Origin of the sequence: Acinetobacter sp. (assembly GCF_036659555.1) — a bacterium.
GTDB lineage: Bacteria > Pseudomonadota > Gammaproteobacteria > Pseudomonadales > Moraxellaceae > Acinetobacter.
Genome location: NZ_JAVXCI010000010.1, coordinates 35651 through 48483 on the forward strand (window position 1 = coordinate 35651; position 12833 = coordinate 48483).

14 protein-coding genes are annotated in these 12833 nt (G+C 50.8%); 9 read left to right on the top strand and 5 right to left on the bottom strand.

The genetic code is table 11. The annotated features are described in order from the left end of the window. Positions 1 to 324 precede the first annotated feature (324 nt). Genes RSA72_RS02665 through RSA72_RS02675 form a run of 3 tightly spaced genes read left to right on the top strand, consistent with a single transcriptional unit; the run spans position 325 to position 1848 of the window. Entirely contained in the window at positions 325 to 1350 is a 1026-nt protein-coding gene (locus RSA72_RS02665) for a type I glyceraldehyde-3-phosphate dehydrogenase (RefSeq protein WP_332623182.1), read from the top strand. Beyond that, positions 1347 to 1634 carry a hypothetical protein gene (locus RSA72_RS02670; protein ID WP_332623181.1) on the top strand — a complete coding sequence of 96 codons (288 nt, stop codon included), beginning with the start codon at positions 1347 to 1349 and terminating at the stop codon, positions 1632 to 1634. The genes RSA72_RS02665 and RSA72_RS02670 overlap by 4 nt, the downstream gene beginning before the upstream one ends. Next, positions 1549 to 1848, top strand: a complete 300-nt coding sequence (locus tag RSA72_RS02675) for a hypothetical protein (RefSeq protein ID WP_332623179.1) — start codon at positions 1549 to 1551, stop codon at positions 1846 to 1848. The genes RSA72_RS02670 and RSA72_RS02675 overlap by 86 nt, the downstream gene beginning before the upstream one ends. A 76-nt stretch (positions 1849 to 1924) precedes the next feature. On the opposite strand, the gene RSA72_RS02680 is transcribed toward RSA72_RS02675, so the two are convergent. Further along, the gene (locus tag RSA72_RS02680) at positions 1925 to 2224 is read right to left on the bottom strand and encodes an AzlD family protein (RefSeq protein WP_332623176.1); all 300 of its coding nucleotides are present in this window, start codon (positions 2222 to 2224) and stop codon (positions 1925 to 1927) included. Next, positions 2221 to 2967: an AzlC family ABC transporter permease gene (locus RSA72_RS02685; RefSeq protein WP_332623174.1), complete on the bottom strand. Its 747-nt coding sequence runs from the start codon at positions 2965 to 2967 to the stop codon at positions 2221 to 2223. The genes RSA72_RS02680 and RSA72_RS02685 overlap by 4 nt, the downstream gene beginning before the upstream one ends. A 147-nt stretch (positions 2968 to 3114) precedes the next feature. Here RSA72_RS02685 and RSA72_RS02690 point away from each other — a divergent pair, with 147 nt between their 5' ends. Beyond that, complete coding sequence (locus RSA72_RS02690) at positions 3115 to 3570, top strand: Lrp/AsnC family transcriptional regulator (protein ID WP_332623173.1); 456 nt, start codon at positions 3115 to 3117, stop codon at positions 3568 to 3570. A 65-nt stretch (positions 3571 to 3635) separates the two neighbouring features. Here the strand turns inward: RSA72_RS02690 and RSA72_RS02695 are convergent, their stop codons facing one another. Next, entirely contained in the window at positions 3636 to 4148 is a 513-nt protein-coding gene (locus RSA72_RS02695; protein ID WP_332623172.1) for a hypothetical protein, read from the bottom strand. Between the two features lie 396 nt (positions 4149 to 4544). On the opposite strand from RSA72_RS02695, the gene RSA72_RS02700 reads away from it, so the two are divergent. The 4 genes from RSA72_RS02700 to RSA72_RS02715 all read left to right on the top strand — a co-directional run bounded on the left by RSA72_RS02700 (position 4545) and on the right by RSA72_RS02715 (position 8484). Further along, positions 4545 to 5711, top strand: coding sequence for an ATP phosphoribosyltransferase regulatory subunit (locus RSA72_RS02700; RefSeq protein WP_332623170.1), 1167 nt, complete (start codon positions 4545 to 4547; stop codon positions 5709 to 5711). 71 nt (positions 5712 to 5782) lie between these two features. Beyond that, the gene (locus RSA72_RS02705) at positions 5783 to 7102 is read left to right on the top strand and encodes an adenylosuccinate synthase (protein ID WP_332632719.1); all 1320 of its coding nucleotides are present in this window, start codon (positions 5783 to 5785) and stop codon (positions 7100 to 7102) included. Between the two features lie 176 nt (positions 7103 to 7278). Continuing rightward, positions 7279 to 7587 (top strand): hypothetical protein, encoded by a 309-nt coding sequence (locus RSA72_RS02710; protein WP_332623955.1) that lies wholly within the window; start codon positions 7279 to 7281, stop codon positions 7585 to 7587. Between the two features lie 117 nt (positions 7588 to 7704). Further along, complete coding sequence (locus RSA72_RS02715) at positions 7705 to 8484, top strand: M48 family metallopeptidase (RefSeq protein ID WP_332623953.1); 780 nt, start codon at positions 7705 to 7707, stop codon at positions 8482 to 8484. Positions 8485 to 8635: 151 nt separating this feature from the next. Here RSA72_RS02715 and slyD read toward each other — a convergent pair whose 3' ends face one another. Together slyD and RSA72_RS02725 are read right to left on the bottom strand one after the other, a co-directional pair. Next, a complete protein-coding gene (gene slyD, locus RSA72_RS02720; RefSeq protein ID WP_332623951.1) occupies positions 8636 to 9118 on the bottom strand; it encodes a peptidylprolyl isomerase in 483 nt (160 codons plus the stop codon). Positions 9119 to 9408: 290 nt separating this feature from the next. Continuing rightward, on the bottom strand, positions 9409 to 10722 hold the full coding sequence (locus tag RSA72_RS02725) for a D-alanyl-D-alanine carboxypeptidase PBP6B (protein WP_332623950.1): 1314 nt from the start codon (positions 10720 to 10722) through the stop codon (positions 9409 to 9411). Between the two features lie 178 nt (positions 10723 to 10900). On the opposite strand from RSA72_RS02725, the gene RSA72_RS02730 reads away from it, so the two are divergent. Continuing rightward, on the top strand, positions 10901 to 12604 hold the full coding sequence (locus RSA72_RS02730; protein WP_332623949.1) for a M61 family metallopeptidase: 1704 nt from the start codon (positions 10901 to 10903) through the stop codon (positions 12602 to 12604). Positions 12605 to 12833 lie beyond the last annotated feature (229 nt).

Here is a 12833-nt window from a genome sequence, read left to right on the forward strand (position 1 = left end):
AAAATCCGGCTATTGCGCTGAAAAAAGCGGACAAATCAATTGAAACTGGCGGCAATTCCGGCTGAGCTGTGCGGATTTTTGCGCTGGCGGCTGGGCATCCGCGGCGCCGGCCGTTTTCTTCAGGCTGCGCGCAGCAGGGCTGTCCAGGCCAATAAAATTCAAGAGCTTGCATTGCAGCGGCTGGATATTTTGCGCAAAGCGGGCTGCAGGGCGGGAAATACAGCCAGGCTGAATAAGCCTTAATTGAATAAATGATAACGGTTTGCGCAGGAAATCCATTAACATATAGGCGCTTTGTAATTGTTCCAAAATGAAGGATAAGTCATGCAGCGAGTGGCAATTAATGGATTTGGCCGAATTGGGCGCAACGTTCTGCGCGCGTGGTTTGAAAATCCTCAACAATTCCATTTTGAAATTGCCGCCATCAATGATATTGCGGATGCGGAAACGCTGCTGCATCTGTTCAAATACGATTCAACCCACGGGCGCTTTCATGGCGCGGCGGCCATAGAAGCCGAAGCGGGCCGGCAGTATTTAAGCATCCGGGCGGGCGCATCGGCTTTGCGGGTGCAGATCCTGTGCGAAGCCCAGCCGGCGCAGCTGCCGTGGCGCGGGCTGAATATTGATGTGGTTTTGGAATGCACCGGGCTGTTCCGCTCGCGCGAAGCGGCGACACAGCATATTGCAGCTGGCGCCAAGCGGGTGATTATCGGGGCGGCGCCTTTTGACAGCGTAGATGCGGCCATTGTGTATGGCGTCAACCATCATGATGTGAAAGCTGCCGATCAGATTATTTCCAGCGTGTCCTGCACCACGCAGGCTTTGGTGCCGCTGGTGAAAATCATTGATGACGCCTTCGGTATAGAATCCGCCATGATGACGGAAATTCACGCAGTGACGGCAGACCAGTCCGTGCTGGACCATGCGCACCGTGATCTGCGCCGCGCGCGCGCGTCCGGGCAGAACATTATTCCGACCACATCGTCCGCGCTGGGCGCGCTGAAGCAGGTGATGCCGAAAATGGAAAACCGCATTGACGGCTTTTCAATCCGGGTGCCGACCATTAATGTGGCGGCGATAGATCTGACCTTTATTTCGCAATCGCCCGTTACGGTGCATAAAATGAATGAAGTGCTGGTGAAATCCGCCGAACAGGATTATGCCTCAATTATGGCTGTGACCGATGAGCCGCTGGTGTCCAGCGATTTCAATCATTCGCCTTATTCGCTGATTGTGGATTTGAGCCAGACCATGGCGGTTGGGCGCCAGGCCAAAGTATTTGCCTGGTATGACAATGAATGGGGCTATGCAAACCGGCTGCTGGATTTATGTGAATCATTTGCATCATGAGCCGCATAGAGCGCCGTCAGGCGCTTTATTTTTGCCGGCGCGCGCTGAAAAAGCATGCGGGAGGCTGGCTTAAAGGGGCCATGCGTACTGGGCAGGCTGCTTTTGATCGCAAAAAGAGTGAATTGCTGTTTTTTCTCAGAATATTGACGCGGATTTTGGTTAAGATAAGCCTGATTAAATCTATAAAGAGTAGCGCTGATGATTTTATTATGGGGATTTATTTTTTTACTGTCGCTGGCGGTTATTTTCCTGATCTGGCTGCAGTTCAAGAATCAGGAAGATAATGCGGAAGTTGCAGCGAACTTTCATCTGGAAGAAAAAATTGTTCATCTGGAAGAGAACCTGAGAAAAACGCTGGAAATCATGCAGGACTTGGCCAAAAAAATGCATGTGCAGCAGGAAGCGCTGGATCAGACCTCGCATAAGCTGCAGCAGGTGGAGCTGCAGAATGCGGAGCTGGTGACTTTGCTGGCAAAAGTGGTCAGCCCTAAAGACTGATTCAATCTGAAATTTTTTTGAAAATAAAAGTGTTAAAAGCCCCTTTGCATGATCTGCAAAGGGGCTTTCTTATCGATTAGGCCAGAGCCAGCCTTAACACGGCTGCCGAGGCCATGCTGACGGCAACCGTCGGCAGCAGGGAAAAGCGCGAGGCTGCCAGCAGGGCAACGGCAATAGCGATCAGGTCAGCCGGATTGTTCCTGACAAAATAAGGCGCGATCACTGAGATCAGCACGCAGCCGGGAACCACTTCTAAAATCTGGCGCTGCTTAGCGCTCAGGGTTTTATTTTTCAGCAGGACATAGCCTAGGATGCGGGTCAGGTAAGTCGTGGCTGCAATAAACAGGATGGCGCTCAGCGTGGCGGAATGAATCATGCGTCATCTCCGGTTAAAAGCAGCGCGGAAGCAATGCCGCAGACTGCGCCTATAGGCACATGCCAGCCGGCAGGCAGGTACAGATAAGCCAAAGCCGCCGCGGCTAAGCTGACCAGCCACGGGCGCGCCGCCCGCAGGCCTTTCCACATGCCGCGCAGCAGCACTAAAAATACTGCCGGAAAAGCCATGTCAAAGCCGAAACGGTTAATGTCGCCCAATACCGGGCCAATCACCGCGCCTAAAGCGGTAAATCCGACCCACATCACATATAAAGCGAAGCATAAGCCGGCATAAAACATCATGCTGAAGGCGCGCTGCTGGCCCAGAAAGCTTTGCTTCTTTTGCGCATCGGCCAAGCCCAGCGCCCAGCTTTCATCGCACATGAAAAACAGCGCGGAAAAAGCGGTTTTATTGGGCAAGTGGCGCAGATAAGGCGCCAGGCTGGCGCCCATCAGCAAATGCCGGCTGTTGACTAAAAAAGTAATGAATATCAGCATGATGATATTAGGCGGATTGGTCCAGACCTCTAAAATGGCAAATTCAGAGCCGCCGGCGAAATTTAGCCCGGTCAGCAGCGGCACTTCAAGCGCTGAAAAGCCTTTTTGCGCGGCTTGCGCACCAAGCACCAAGGCAAAGGGGATAATCGCCAGCAGCAGCGGAATGGATATTTTCAGGCCGCGCTTGAATTCTGAAAATTTATCCGATGCTGTTAAATCCGCTGAGGCGGTTCGGAACGTCAGCATGAGGTTTTGCCCAATCAAAAAAACTGAAGCATTGATTTTAGGGCGCCGGCTTTGGCATGGGGCGCCTAATTTTATTTTTAAAACCGTGTTTTTAGCATAAAATTGCGCTAACTGAATAAAAAGCGGCAGTTGATGCTGAGGTTAAGCATGGATCAAATTGATAAAAGAATACTTCAGGCGCTGCAGCGCAACGGCAAGCTGCAGAATGTGGAGCTGGCGCAAATAGTCGGACTGTCGCCATCGCCGTGCCTGCGCCGCGTCAAGCAGCTGGAGGATGACGGCATTATTGAAAAATATGTGGCGCTGCTGAATCCGCAGAAAGTGAATTTAGGCTTGACGGTTTTTGCGCGGATCTGGCTGAAAGGGCAGGATGCAAAAACCGTAAACGCTTTTGTCGAGGCCATTCAGTCCATGGATGAAGTGGTGGAGTGCCAGCTGATGGCGGGCGACTGTGATTTTTTCCTGCGCATTATGGTGGCGGATCTGGATGCCTACCGGAAATTTCAGATTCAGCGCTTGAATAAAATCTCTAGCATTCAAAATGTCAAAACCGAAATTCCCCTGCAGAAGATCAAGCAGACGACAGCGCTGCCGCTGCTTTAAGGGGGCTGGAAGAGTGCGGTAGAGCGGCGCTGGTTTGAGGGGAGAGTTCCCCCCTCAGGCGGAATTCAGTCGTTCCGGTTTAAAAAGCCTTCCTTGATTTTTTCCGGCATATCGGCATGCCACCATGCGTAAACATTGGCTTTGATTTCTTCGTCTTCTTCCGGGTCATTCAGCGGTTCATCATCTTCGCGGATCAGCTCATCGCCTTCAAACTTAAACCAGAATTCCCACGGGTCGTCATCGCCGCAGCCCCAGGCCTGCGCATGAATGTCCGGAACCAGCGCTTTAATGAAGAACAGGATGGCTTCCATAAATTCATCGCCGGCTGAGCCGTGCACAAAATGCGCAACTGAATAGCCTTCGACTGGGTATAAAAGTTCCGGCCCAAGGTCGTATTCAAGACTGTCCACGCTGTCTATAATTTCAGCGGCCAGTTCGGCGCCATGCTGCGGATTGATTTCGCTGGCGAGCGCAATGAATTTATCCGCATCGCCTCGATGCGTTTCAAATAGGCGGCCAAGCTTCGCCATGACTTCAGCATCGGCGTGCCTGTAGTATAAGTTGCTGTGCAGTTCCATAGCTTTCCCCTGTAACATTAAGGCTTGAAAATCAGTAAATATATTTGTTGGATTTGATTGTTTATTGGGCTTGAATGACAAGAATTATAGGGTAATTTTTTCCGGAAGCAATTTTTTATTGAATAAAAAAAGCACCGCAAGCCAAGGCGCAGCGGAACCGCTGGCGCTGATTTGCTGGAAGCCGCGAAGTGCTGATTTTGCATGATTTTTTCAGCAGTTTATGCCGGTGCAGCGCAGCCCGGGCGCTGCGGGGCGGATTTGAGCCGATAAATCATAATTTTCCTGAATTGGCGGGTGCATGGCCAAAACGAACGTGCTACACTAGGAGAAATCGGGTGTGCTCCCGATTTTTTTATGCGGATTATTTCCGCGCTGACCAGTATTTAGGCTTACAACATGCCCATTTCAGAGACATGGTTATTACCTGATGGTGTAGCTGATGTATTACCAGAACAGGCGCAAGTCATTGAAGCTTTGCGCCGTGAAGCATTGGATTTCCTCGCATCCCGGGGCTATCAGCTGGTGTACACGCCATTTATCGAATACATTGAATCTCTTTCTTCTCTTTCAGAATCGAATCAAGATTTAGACTTAGCCACTTTTAAAGTCATTGACCAGCTTTCTGGCCGTCTGCTTGGCGTGCGCGCTGATATGACGCCGCAAGTGGCACGCATTGATGCGCATGTGCATCCGGTCGAAGGCGTGGCGCGCTACTGCTATGCCGGCACAGTTTTGCATACTAAGCCGCAGGGCTTTAATACTACGCGCGCGCCGCTGCAGCTGGGCGCGGAGCTGTTCGGTTCAGACAGCATTGATGCAGACGTTGAAATGGTTGACGTCATGCTCAGCCTGATTCAAAACGCCGGCTTGGCTGACGGCATCCATCTGGATTTGGGCCATGTCGGGCTGTTCCGCAGCCTGGTGAAGCAGGCGGATTTATCCAAAGCGGCGGAACGCCAGCTTTCAGATTTGTATCAGCGCAAAGCTTTGCCGGAACTGGCTGAATTTACGCAAGAATTAAAGTTCGGCGCAGATTTCTATACGCTGGGCCGCTATGCCAGCGATCTGGATGCGCTTCAGGCGAATTTAAGCGCAGAAATTATTGCAGACGCAGAGTTCAAGCACGCTTTTGATGCCGTGAAAAAGACGCAGGCAGAAATTCAGGCGCGCTGGCCGGAGCTGCATATCGGCATTGATGTGGTGGAGCTGCGTTCATATCACTATCATACCGGCTTAATGTATGCGGTATATGCGCCAAACCGCGCAGCGCCATTGGCTCAAGGCGGGCGCTATGACGGCATTGGCGAGCACTTTGGACGCGCGCGTCCGGCAACGGGCTTTTCCTGCGACTTGTACGCGCTGTGCGCAGGCCAGTTCAAGCAGATTGAAACCGTTGTTGCGCCGAAGGGCGCAGATAAGGCATTGCTTCAAGCCATTGCTGCCGTGCGTGCGCAAGGCTCAAGCGTGATCCAGTTATTAGGTAATGATGATTTAAGCTCTGTGCCGAATGCAACGCACCAATTGGTTCTTGCTGCCGGCGAGTGGACAGTCGAAACAGTTTAATTGCAGAGCTGAATGTTCATGTCATTCAGTTCCGCTTTCAATTTTAACAGCATGATGTAATGAGGCTATTTATGGGCAAGAATGTTGTGGTACTGGGTACCCAATGGGGCGACGAAGGCAAAGGCAAGATCGTCGACCTGCTCACAGATCAGGCGGCTGCGGTTGTCCGTTATCAAGGCGGGCATAACGCGGGTCACACACTTGTAGTTGGCGGTAAGAAAACTGTATTGCACCTCATTCCATCAGGTATTTTACGTGAAAACGTACTGTGCTTAATTGGTAACGGTGTTGTGCTTTCACCTGCTGCTTTAATCGAAGAAATGGACATTCTTGAAAAAGAAGGCGTGCCGGTTAAAGCGCGTTTGCGCATTTCTCCAAACTGCCCGCTGATTCTTCCGAATCATATTGCACTGGATCAGGCGCGTGAGAAAAAGCGCGGCAATGCAAAAATCGGCACCACAGGCCGCGGCATTGGCCCTGCGTATGAAGACAAAGTCGCGCGCCGCGCAATCCGTGTTGCGGACTTGGTGCGCGGCGGCGAGCATTTGAAAGCTCAGCTGACTGAGCTTCTTGAATACCATAACTTCCAGCTGACTCAATTCTACGGCGTAGAAGCGGTTAATCTGGAAGATGTGATTGCGCTGTGTGACCAATGGCGCGAAGTTGTCGCTCCGCTGGTTGTGGATGTAACAACTGAACTGCATAACTACCGTAAAAACGGCGACAACATCATGTTTGAAGGCGCGCAAGGTTCACTTCTTGACGTAGACCACGGCACATATCCGTATGTGACTTCTTCAAACACGACTGCTGGCGGCGTAAGCTCAGGTTCAGGCCTTGGCCCATTGCACCTTGACTATGTCTTGGGCATTACCAAAGCCTATACAACGCGTGTAGGCGCTGGCCCGTTCCCGACTGAGCTGGTCTATGACGCAGCCAATGACGTGGGCGATGCCATTGGCAAGCACCTCGGCACCAAAGGTTCTGAGTTCGGCGCATCTACTGGCCGTCAGCGCCGCTGCGGCTGGTTCGATGCTGAAATCCTGCGCCGTTCTGTAGATGTGAACTCGCTTTCAGGCATTTGCTTGACTAAGCTTGACGTTCTTGACGGCTTGGAAGAAGTGAAAATCTGTGTAGGCTACGAAGCTGCGGATTCCGGCTGTGTCGGTTCTTCAGATGCGCTGGCATTTGAAACTTTAAAGCCAATCTACGAAACAATGCCGGGCTGGTCTGAGTCGACTTTCGGCGCGAAAAGCCTTGATCAGCTGCCGCAAAATGCGATTGACTACATCAAGCGCATTGAACAGCTGATTGAATGCCCAATCGACATTATTTCTACCGGTCCAGACCGTGAAGAAACCATGATCTTGCGCCATCCGTTCCAGGCTTAATCTCCGCTTGAACTGAGATGATCAAAAGCCCCGCCCGTGCGGGGCTTTTTTACGGCTGCTTGATGCAAAAAATCAGCGGGCTGGATGGGTCAAGACTAAAGTTGCAGGACTGCCTGCTGTACAGATTGGGCGGAGTTGCTAAAATGCAAGCCTAGTCATATTTCAGGCTATGCAGGATGCAGAAAAATATTTCCGGAACCATCTTTTATTCCTTGCTGTTTGCCATGGGCGGCGCGCCGACGATTGCGATGATGATCATCCGCGCGCAAACGCAAGACCCCGCGATTATTTACAATGCGCTGATCGGGCTGTCCGTGATTATTGCCTGCATTCTGGTGCCGCTGATTCTGATCCAGAACGCCTATCTGTTTTTTAAGCGCAAAGATGAAGTGCTGGAAGCCCGGATTGAGCCTTTGTGCCGGTTTTATCTGGTTTTAAATGGCGGCTGTTTGGCCTACTGGCTGTATATTCAGTTCTTAGCATAAATATCTTTACATAATTCCTATGATAATGCGCTTTATCTCCGTTTCCCCTTCAAATCTAAAGAATATAATTGCGGATAATTTCATATTGCTTCCGTACAGGTTTTGGAGTCCTGAATAATGAATAAAAATATTTTGATGAGCTTATGCACTGCCGGCACTGTGGCGCTTTCCGGCTGTACAACTGTTGCCGAGATGGCCGGGGCGGATACTGCAACTTTAAATGCATCAGCAGCGCAGAACTATACGAAAATGGTAGCGGATGCGAGATCCAAGAATCAGCTGGATATGTCATCCAGCACCTATAAGCGCGTCAACAATGTCTTTATGCGCTTAAAGCCTTATGCAGATCAAATGAACCAGACTGGCCAGGCATTCCAATGGCAATTGGCGGTCATGAAGTCCAGCGAGCTGAATGCTTTTGTTGCGCCGGGCGGTAAAGTTGTGGTGTATACCGGCATTGTTGAGCGCCTGAATTTAACCGATGCTGAAATTGCAGCGATTATGGGCCATGAAATGGTGCATGCTTTGGAAGAGCATTCTAAGCAGAAAATCGGCGCTCAGGCGCTGACTGATTTGGCGCTGAATATTGGCCTGAGCGCAGCCGGCGATAGCGTTGGCCAGTTTGGCACTGCAGCGGCGCAGCTGGGCAGCCAGATTGGCATTGGCTTGCCGTATTCACGCAGCCTGGAAAGCCGCGCTGACCAGGGCGGCCTGCTGCTGATGGCGAAAGCCGGCTATAATCCGCAGGCAGCCATTACGCTGTGGGAAAAAATGAACAAGCTTGAAGGCGCAGGCGGTTCATCCTTCCTGTCGACTCACCCGTCCAATGGCCAGCGCATTGAAGCGATGCGCAAAAACCTGCCGGCGGCGCAGCAGATTTACAATCAGCGCAGATAAGCTGCAGCGTAAATTTTCAGCTGAAAAGCAGAGCATCCGCTCTGCTTTTTTTATGCCGATTTAACCGCATGCGCAGCTGGGCGTATTAAACATGCAGGCATTAAAAAAGGCAAAGCCGCTGGCTTTGCCTTTTGTTCAGACCGTTTGGGTCTTAGTGGTGATGACCGCCAGCGCCGTGCACATGGCCGTGATCCAGCTCTTCTTGAGAAGCATCGCGGATTTCGATGATTTCAACTTCAAAAGTCAGGTCTTGGCCTGCAAGCGGGAAGTTAGCGTCAACGACAATGTTGTCGCCTTCAACTGCTTTAACAGTAACAATTTGAACGCCGTCATCAGTCTGCGCTTGGAACTGCATGCCAGCTTGAATGTTGTCAACGCCTTGGAACATTTGCGCAGGAACTTCCTGCACCAGGTCAGGGTTGTATTCGCCGTAGCCTTCAGCAGCAGGAACGTTTACTGTGAATTTTTCGCCTACAGTTTTGCCTTCTAATGCTTTTTCCAAGCCAGGAATGATGTTGCCTGCACCGTGCAAATAGGCAAGTGGTTCACCTTGAGATTGGTCAAGCGTTTCACCTTCAGCATTGGTCAATGTGTAGTGGAAAGAAACCACAAGGTTATTTGCAATAGCAGTCATGTTATTGATCCATTCAATTTTTTAAGGGTACATCATAAAGTGAAATTGCTTTTTTGTAGACCGAATTTACGAAAAAAAGCAGTTTCAGCATTTATATGCTGGTTTTTTCATTAATAAGGGTGAATCTGAAAATTTCAATGCAATTTTATTTTGGGCGCGCTTTTTTTGCTTAAAAAATCTTGAACTGTCCGCCCGCAGCTGTATTTTTGCGCTAAAAAGGAAGATGGCGTATTTCAGCCATCTTCCTTTTCAGCAGCTGCATGCATTGTTCTGCAGCGCGCATAATACCGTCACGGCTGCAGCGGGTAAGTTTTTACGGTATTGGCGTCAGCGGAAAGAATGCCGAACAGGCTTTTGACCCAGAACAGGAAGCGTTCAAATACATTGGCTTCTTCAATCTTGACTTCATCTTCAATATCAATGCTGTTGATCAGCTGATTGTTTTGATACACATTGATGGTGGCCAGCTTCATAACTTGCGCTAAGGGCGCAGTCAGCAGCTTTTCGTTGATTTCAAGATTCATGCGGGTCTGCGTCTGCTGCAGCGGCTCAATGCTCTGCACGATGCCATTGCCCATATCCAGCATAATGCGCTGATGCGGCTGGTCAAAGGTGTTCATATCAATGGTTAATGCAGGGTCATACAGCGAAGTAGTAATCAGCTGCGGTTTTTTGGTTTCAACCTTGAACATCTTCAGCGTTGACTTGATGACCGGCAGCTCGGCAATCAGCTGCTTATCCTTAATGGCCACTTCATTGCGGGTATAGGCATAAGCCAGATTCAGCAGCTTATGCGCAGTTTCAGCCCGCTTGGCGGCGCTTTGGGTGCCCATCACCACAACAATCAGGCGGCGGTCCAGCTGATTGTACAGGCCGGTCGGGCGGCTGGCGGTGAGCGCTAAATTATAGCCGGCAGCTTTGGTAAAGCCGGTTTTCATGCCGTCGACCGTCGGGTCCTGATTCAGCAGGATATTGGTCGCTTTGTGAAAGCGGTTGTTGTAGCTGAAACTGGTCTGTTTGGAATACGTCAGGTATTCAGGCGTTTCCTGCACCAGCGCGCGCCCTAAGCGGGCTAAGTCAGAGGCCGAAGAATAATGTTCCGGCATGGTGATGCCGGCCGGGTTCTGAAAATGGGTGTCATTCATGCCCAGCGCTTTGGCTTCTTGATTCATCCGCTGAACAAATTGAGGAACGCCGCCGGAGATCTTCTCTGCCAGCGTGACCGCGGCGTCATTGGCGGACATGACAACCAGGCCAGCCAGAAGGTGGTCTACCGTAATCTGTTCGCCTTCTTTCAGGCGCATCTGCGATTCATCCCACTGCACCGTATTCACCACAGGGGTTGCCGTCAGCATTTCATTTTTATTCAGGCGGCCGGCCTGAATTTCTTTCAGCGCAACATAGGCCACCATCATTTTGGTTAACGATGCGGGAGCGCGCTGAACATGGCTGTTGTGTTCGGCAACCACCTGGCCTGACTGCGGGTCAAGGATGGTCCAAGCCTCGGCTTCTACGGTTGCAGGGTTAATGTTGAGCAGGGCAGCATTGGCTATCGTGGAGCATAAAGCGCACAGCGCCACGATAAAGTAGATCACGCGTTTCAATGAAGTTCCTTAAGGCTCATCCCTGAGCCCACAAATACAAAAAATTGCAGGAATGCTATGCCTTTTTCTTTCTGCTGACTAGTGCTAATTGCAGACAATTGGCGCAGTTGCGCATCACTGCAGCAAAAAATGTTAAGCTTAGGGCCAAGTTAGCTTTTTTTATTTTGTATTGCCCATTATGCTGCATTATCAAATCGAATTTGACGATTACCGTCAGCACCTTATTCATGTCACCGCGCGCTTTTTAGCAGATCCGACTCAGGTGCTTTCCCTGCCTTCCTGGATTCCGGGCAGCTATTTAATCCGTGAATTTTCCAAGCATATTGAATCTGTGCGCGCTTATGATGAAGATGGGCGGCTGCTGAAAATTCAGAAATTTGAAAAGAATAAATGGCGCCTGTTCAATACCGATCATGAGCTGATTACCGTTGAATATGATGTGTACGCCTATGATCTGTCGGTGCGCGGCGCCTATGCGGATCAGTCGCGCCTCTATGTCAATCCGGCCTGCGCATGCCTCGGCTTGGACGGGCAGCAGGACAAGGCCATTGAGGTTGAGGTATTCCTGCCGGATGAATTGAAGCATTTTCAGCTGGCCACGGGCCTGAAGTCTAAAAGCCTGGTGAAAGGGCGCTATACCTTATATGCGGATAATTATGCCCAGCTGATTGATTCGCCGTTTGAACTGGCGGAGCAGAGCCGCTTCAGCTTTGAGGCCGGCGGCATTGCGCATGAGTTTGCTATTTCCGGCAAGCACGCCATGAATGCGCAGCGCATGCAGCAGGACCTTGAAAAAATCTGCGGCGCCGGCATTGCCATGTTCGGTTCAGCGCCATTTAAAGACTACAGCTTTATGACTATGGCGACGGGCAGCAGCTATGGCGGCCTGGAGCATGCGAACAGCACCAGCCTGATTACCCCGCGCGAAGACTTGCCGAAAGCGGATGAGCCTGCAGAGCCGTCGAAAGACTATCAGCGCTTTCTGGGCCTGTGCAGCCATGAATATTTCCACGCATGGCTGGTGAAATTCATCCGTCCGGAAAATTTCGTCAACTATGACCTGAACCGGGAGGGCTATACCTCTCTGCTGTGGATTTTTGAAGGCTTCACTTCGTATTATGATGATTTGATGCTGCTGCGCAGCGGCGTGATTAGTCAGGAGTCTTATCTGGTCCTGCTGAAAACCCAGATTGACCGCTATTTGCAGAATCCGGGCCGCTTTATCCAGCCGGTATCTGAATCCAGCTTTGACGCGTGGGTAAAATTCTACCGTCAGGATGAAAATTCCAATAATGCTGGCACCAGCTACTACAATAAAGGCTGCCTGGTGGCGCTCTGTCTGGATTTAGGCTTGCGCCTGCGCGGTTCCAGTCTGGACGTTTTAATACGTAAGCTGTATGAAAATGCGCAGAACGGCATTCAAGTGCATGAGCGCACGGTCTTTGAGCTGTGCCAGGAACTCACCGGCGACAGCTGGGTTGAACAGATTAATCACCTGATTAATACCACCGATGAATTGCCTTTGGACCAGCTGCTGCCGGAGTTTGGCCTGAGCTATGCCTTGCAGCACGACAAAACGCTGCCGTTTGGCTTAAAAGCGGCGGACAAGCCGGAAGGCGTGCTGGTGCAGTCAGCCCGCCGTGACGGCGCAGCGGCGCAGGCTGGACTTTCCGCCAATGACGTGATTATTGCGATAGACGGCTTAAAAGCTTCTGAAAAGCTGCTGGCGCAATATGCGAAACGGGCTGGCGAATATACTGTGCATGCCTTCCGCCGTGATGAGCTGATGCAGTTTGCAGTGCAGGGCGCTGAAACGGCGCTGGCGGTTGCCGAGCTTAAAGTGGCAGATCAGGCCAAAGCGGACAAATGGCTCAAGACCTGACCGGCTAGTGCTATGCCATTTCCATAAAAAAACCGGCGCTTAGGCGCCGGTTTCTTACTTTTATCATTAGGCACGCTTATTAAAAATAGGCCTGCCGGAAGAATAAAAAAACCGCACAATGTGTAATGCTGATCAGTTAAGGGGTTTCGCCGTAAATCTCTTAACCTCTTGGATTATTCACGGCGGAGTCTTACCGTTTTTAAATCGAATTTTTGGAGCTCGTTTTGTT

Excerpts from the sequence above, each read along its gene's own strand:
- RSA72_RS02665 (WP_332623182.1), top strand. The coding sequence starts at position 325 with ATGCAGCGAGTGGCAATTAATGGATTTGGCCGAATTGGGCGCAACGTT.
- RSA72_RS02670 (WP_332623181.1), top strand. The coding sequence starts at position 1,347 with ATGAGCCGCATAGAGCGCCGTCAGGCGCTTTATTTTTGCCGGCGCGCG.
- RSA72_RS02675 (WP_332623179.1), top strand. The coding sequence starts at position 1,549 with ATGATTTTATTATGGGGATTTATTTTTTTACTGTCGCTGGCGGTTATT.
- RSA72_RS02680 (WP_332623176.1), bottom strand. The coding sequence starts at position 2,224 with ATGATTCATTCCGCCACGCTGAGCGCCATCCTGTTTATTGCAGCCACG.
- RSA72_RS02685 (WP_332623174.1), bottom strand. The coding sequence starts at position 2,967 with ATGCTGACGTTCCGAACCGCCTCAGCGGATTTAACAGCATCGGATAAA.
- RSA72_RS02690 (WP_332623173.1), top strand. The coding sequence starts at position 3,115 with ATGGATCAAATTGATAAAAGAATACTTCAGGCGCTGCAGCGCAACGGC.
- RSA72_RS02695 (WP_332623172.1), bottom strand. The coding sequence starts at position 4,148 with ATGGAACTGCACAGCAACTTATACTACAGGCACGCCGATGCTGAAGTC.
- RSA72_RS02700 (WP_332623170.1), top strand. The coding sequence starts at position 4,545 with ATGCCCATTTCAGAGACATGGTTATTACCTGATGGTGTAGCTGATGTA.
- RSA72_RS02705 (WP_332632719.1), top strand. The coding sequence starts at position 5,783 with ATGGGCAAGAATGTTGTGGTACTGGGTACCCAATGGGGCGACGAAGGC.
- RSA72_RS02710 (WP_332623955.1), top strand. The coding sequence starts at position 7,279 with ATGCAGAAAAATATTTCCGGAACCATCTTTTATTCCTTGCTGTTTGCC.
- RSA72_RS02715 (WP_332623953.1), top strand. The coding sequence starts at position 7,705 with ATGAATAAAAATATTTTGATGAGCTTATGCACTGCCGGCACTGTGGCG.
- slyD (WP_332623951.1), bottom strand. The coding sequence starts at position 9,118 with ATGACTGCTATTGCAAATAACCTTGTGGTTTCTTTCCACTACACATTG.
- RSA72_RS02730 (WP_332623949.1), top strand. The coding sequence starts at position 10,901 with ATGCTGCATTATCAAATCGAATTTGACGATTACCGTCAGCACCTTATT.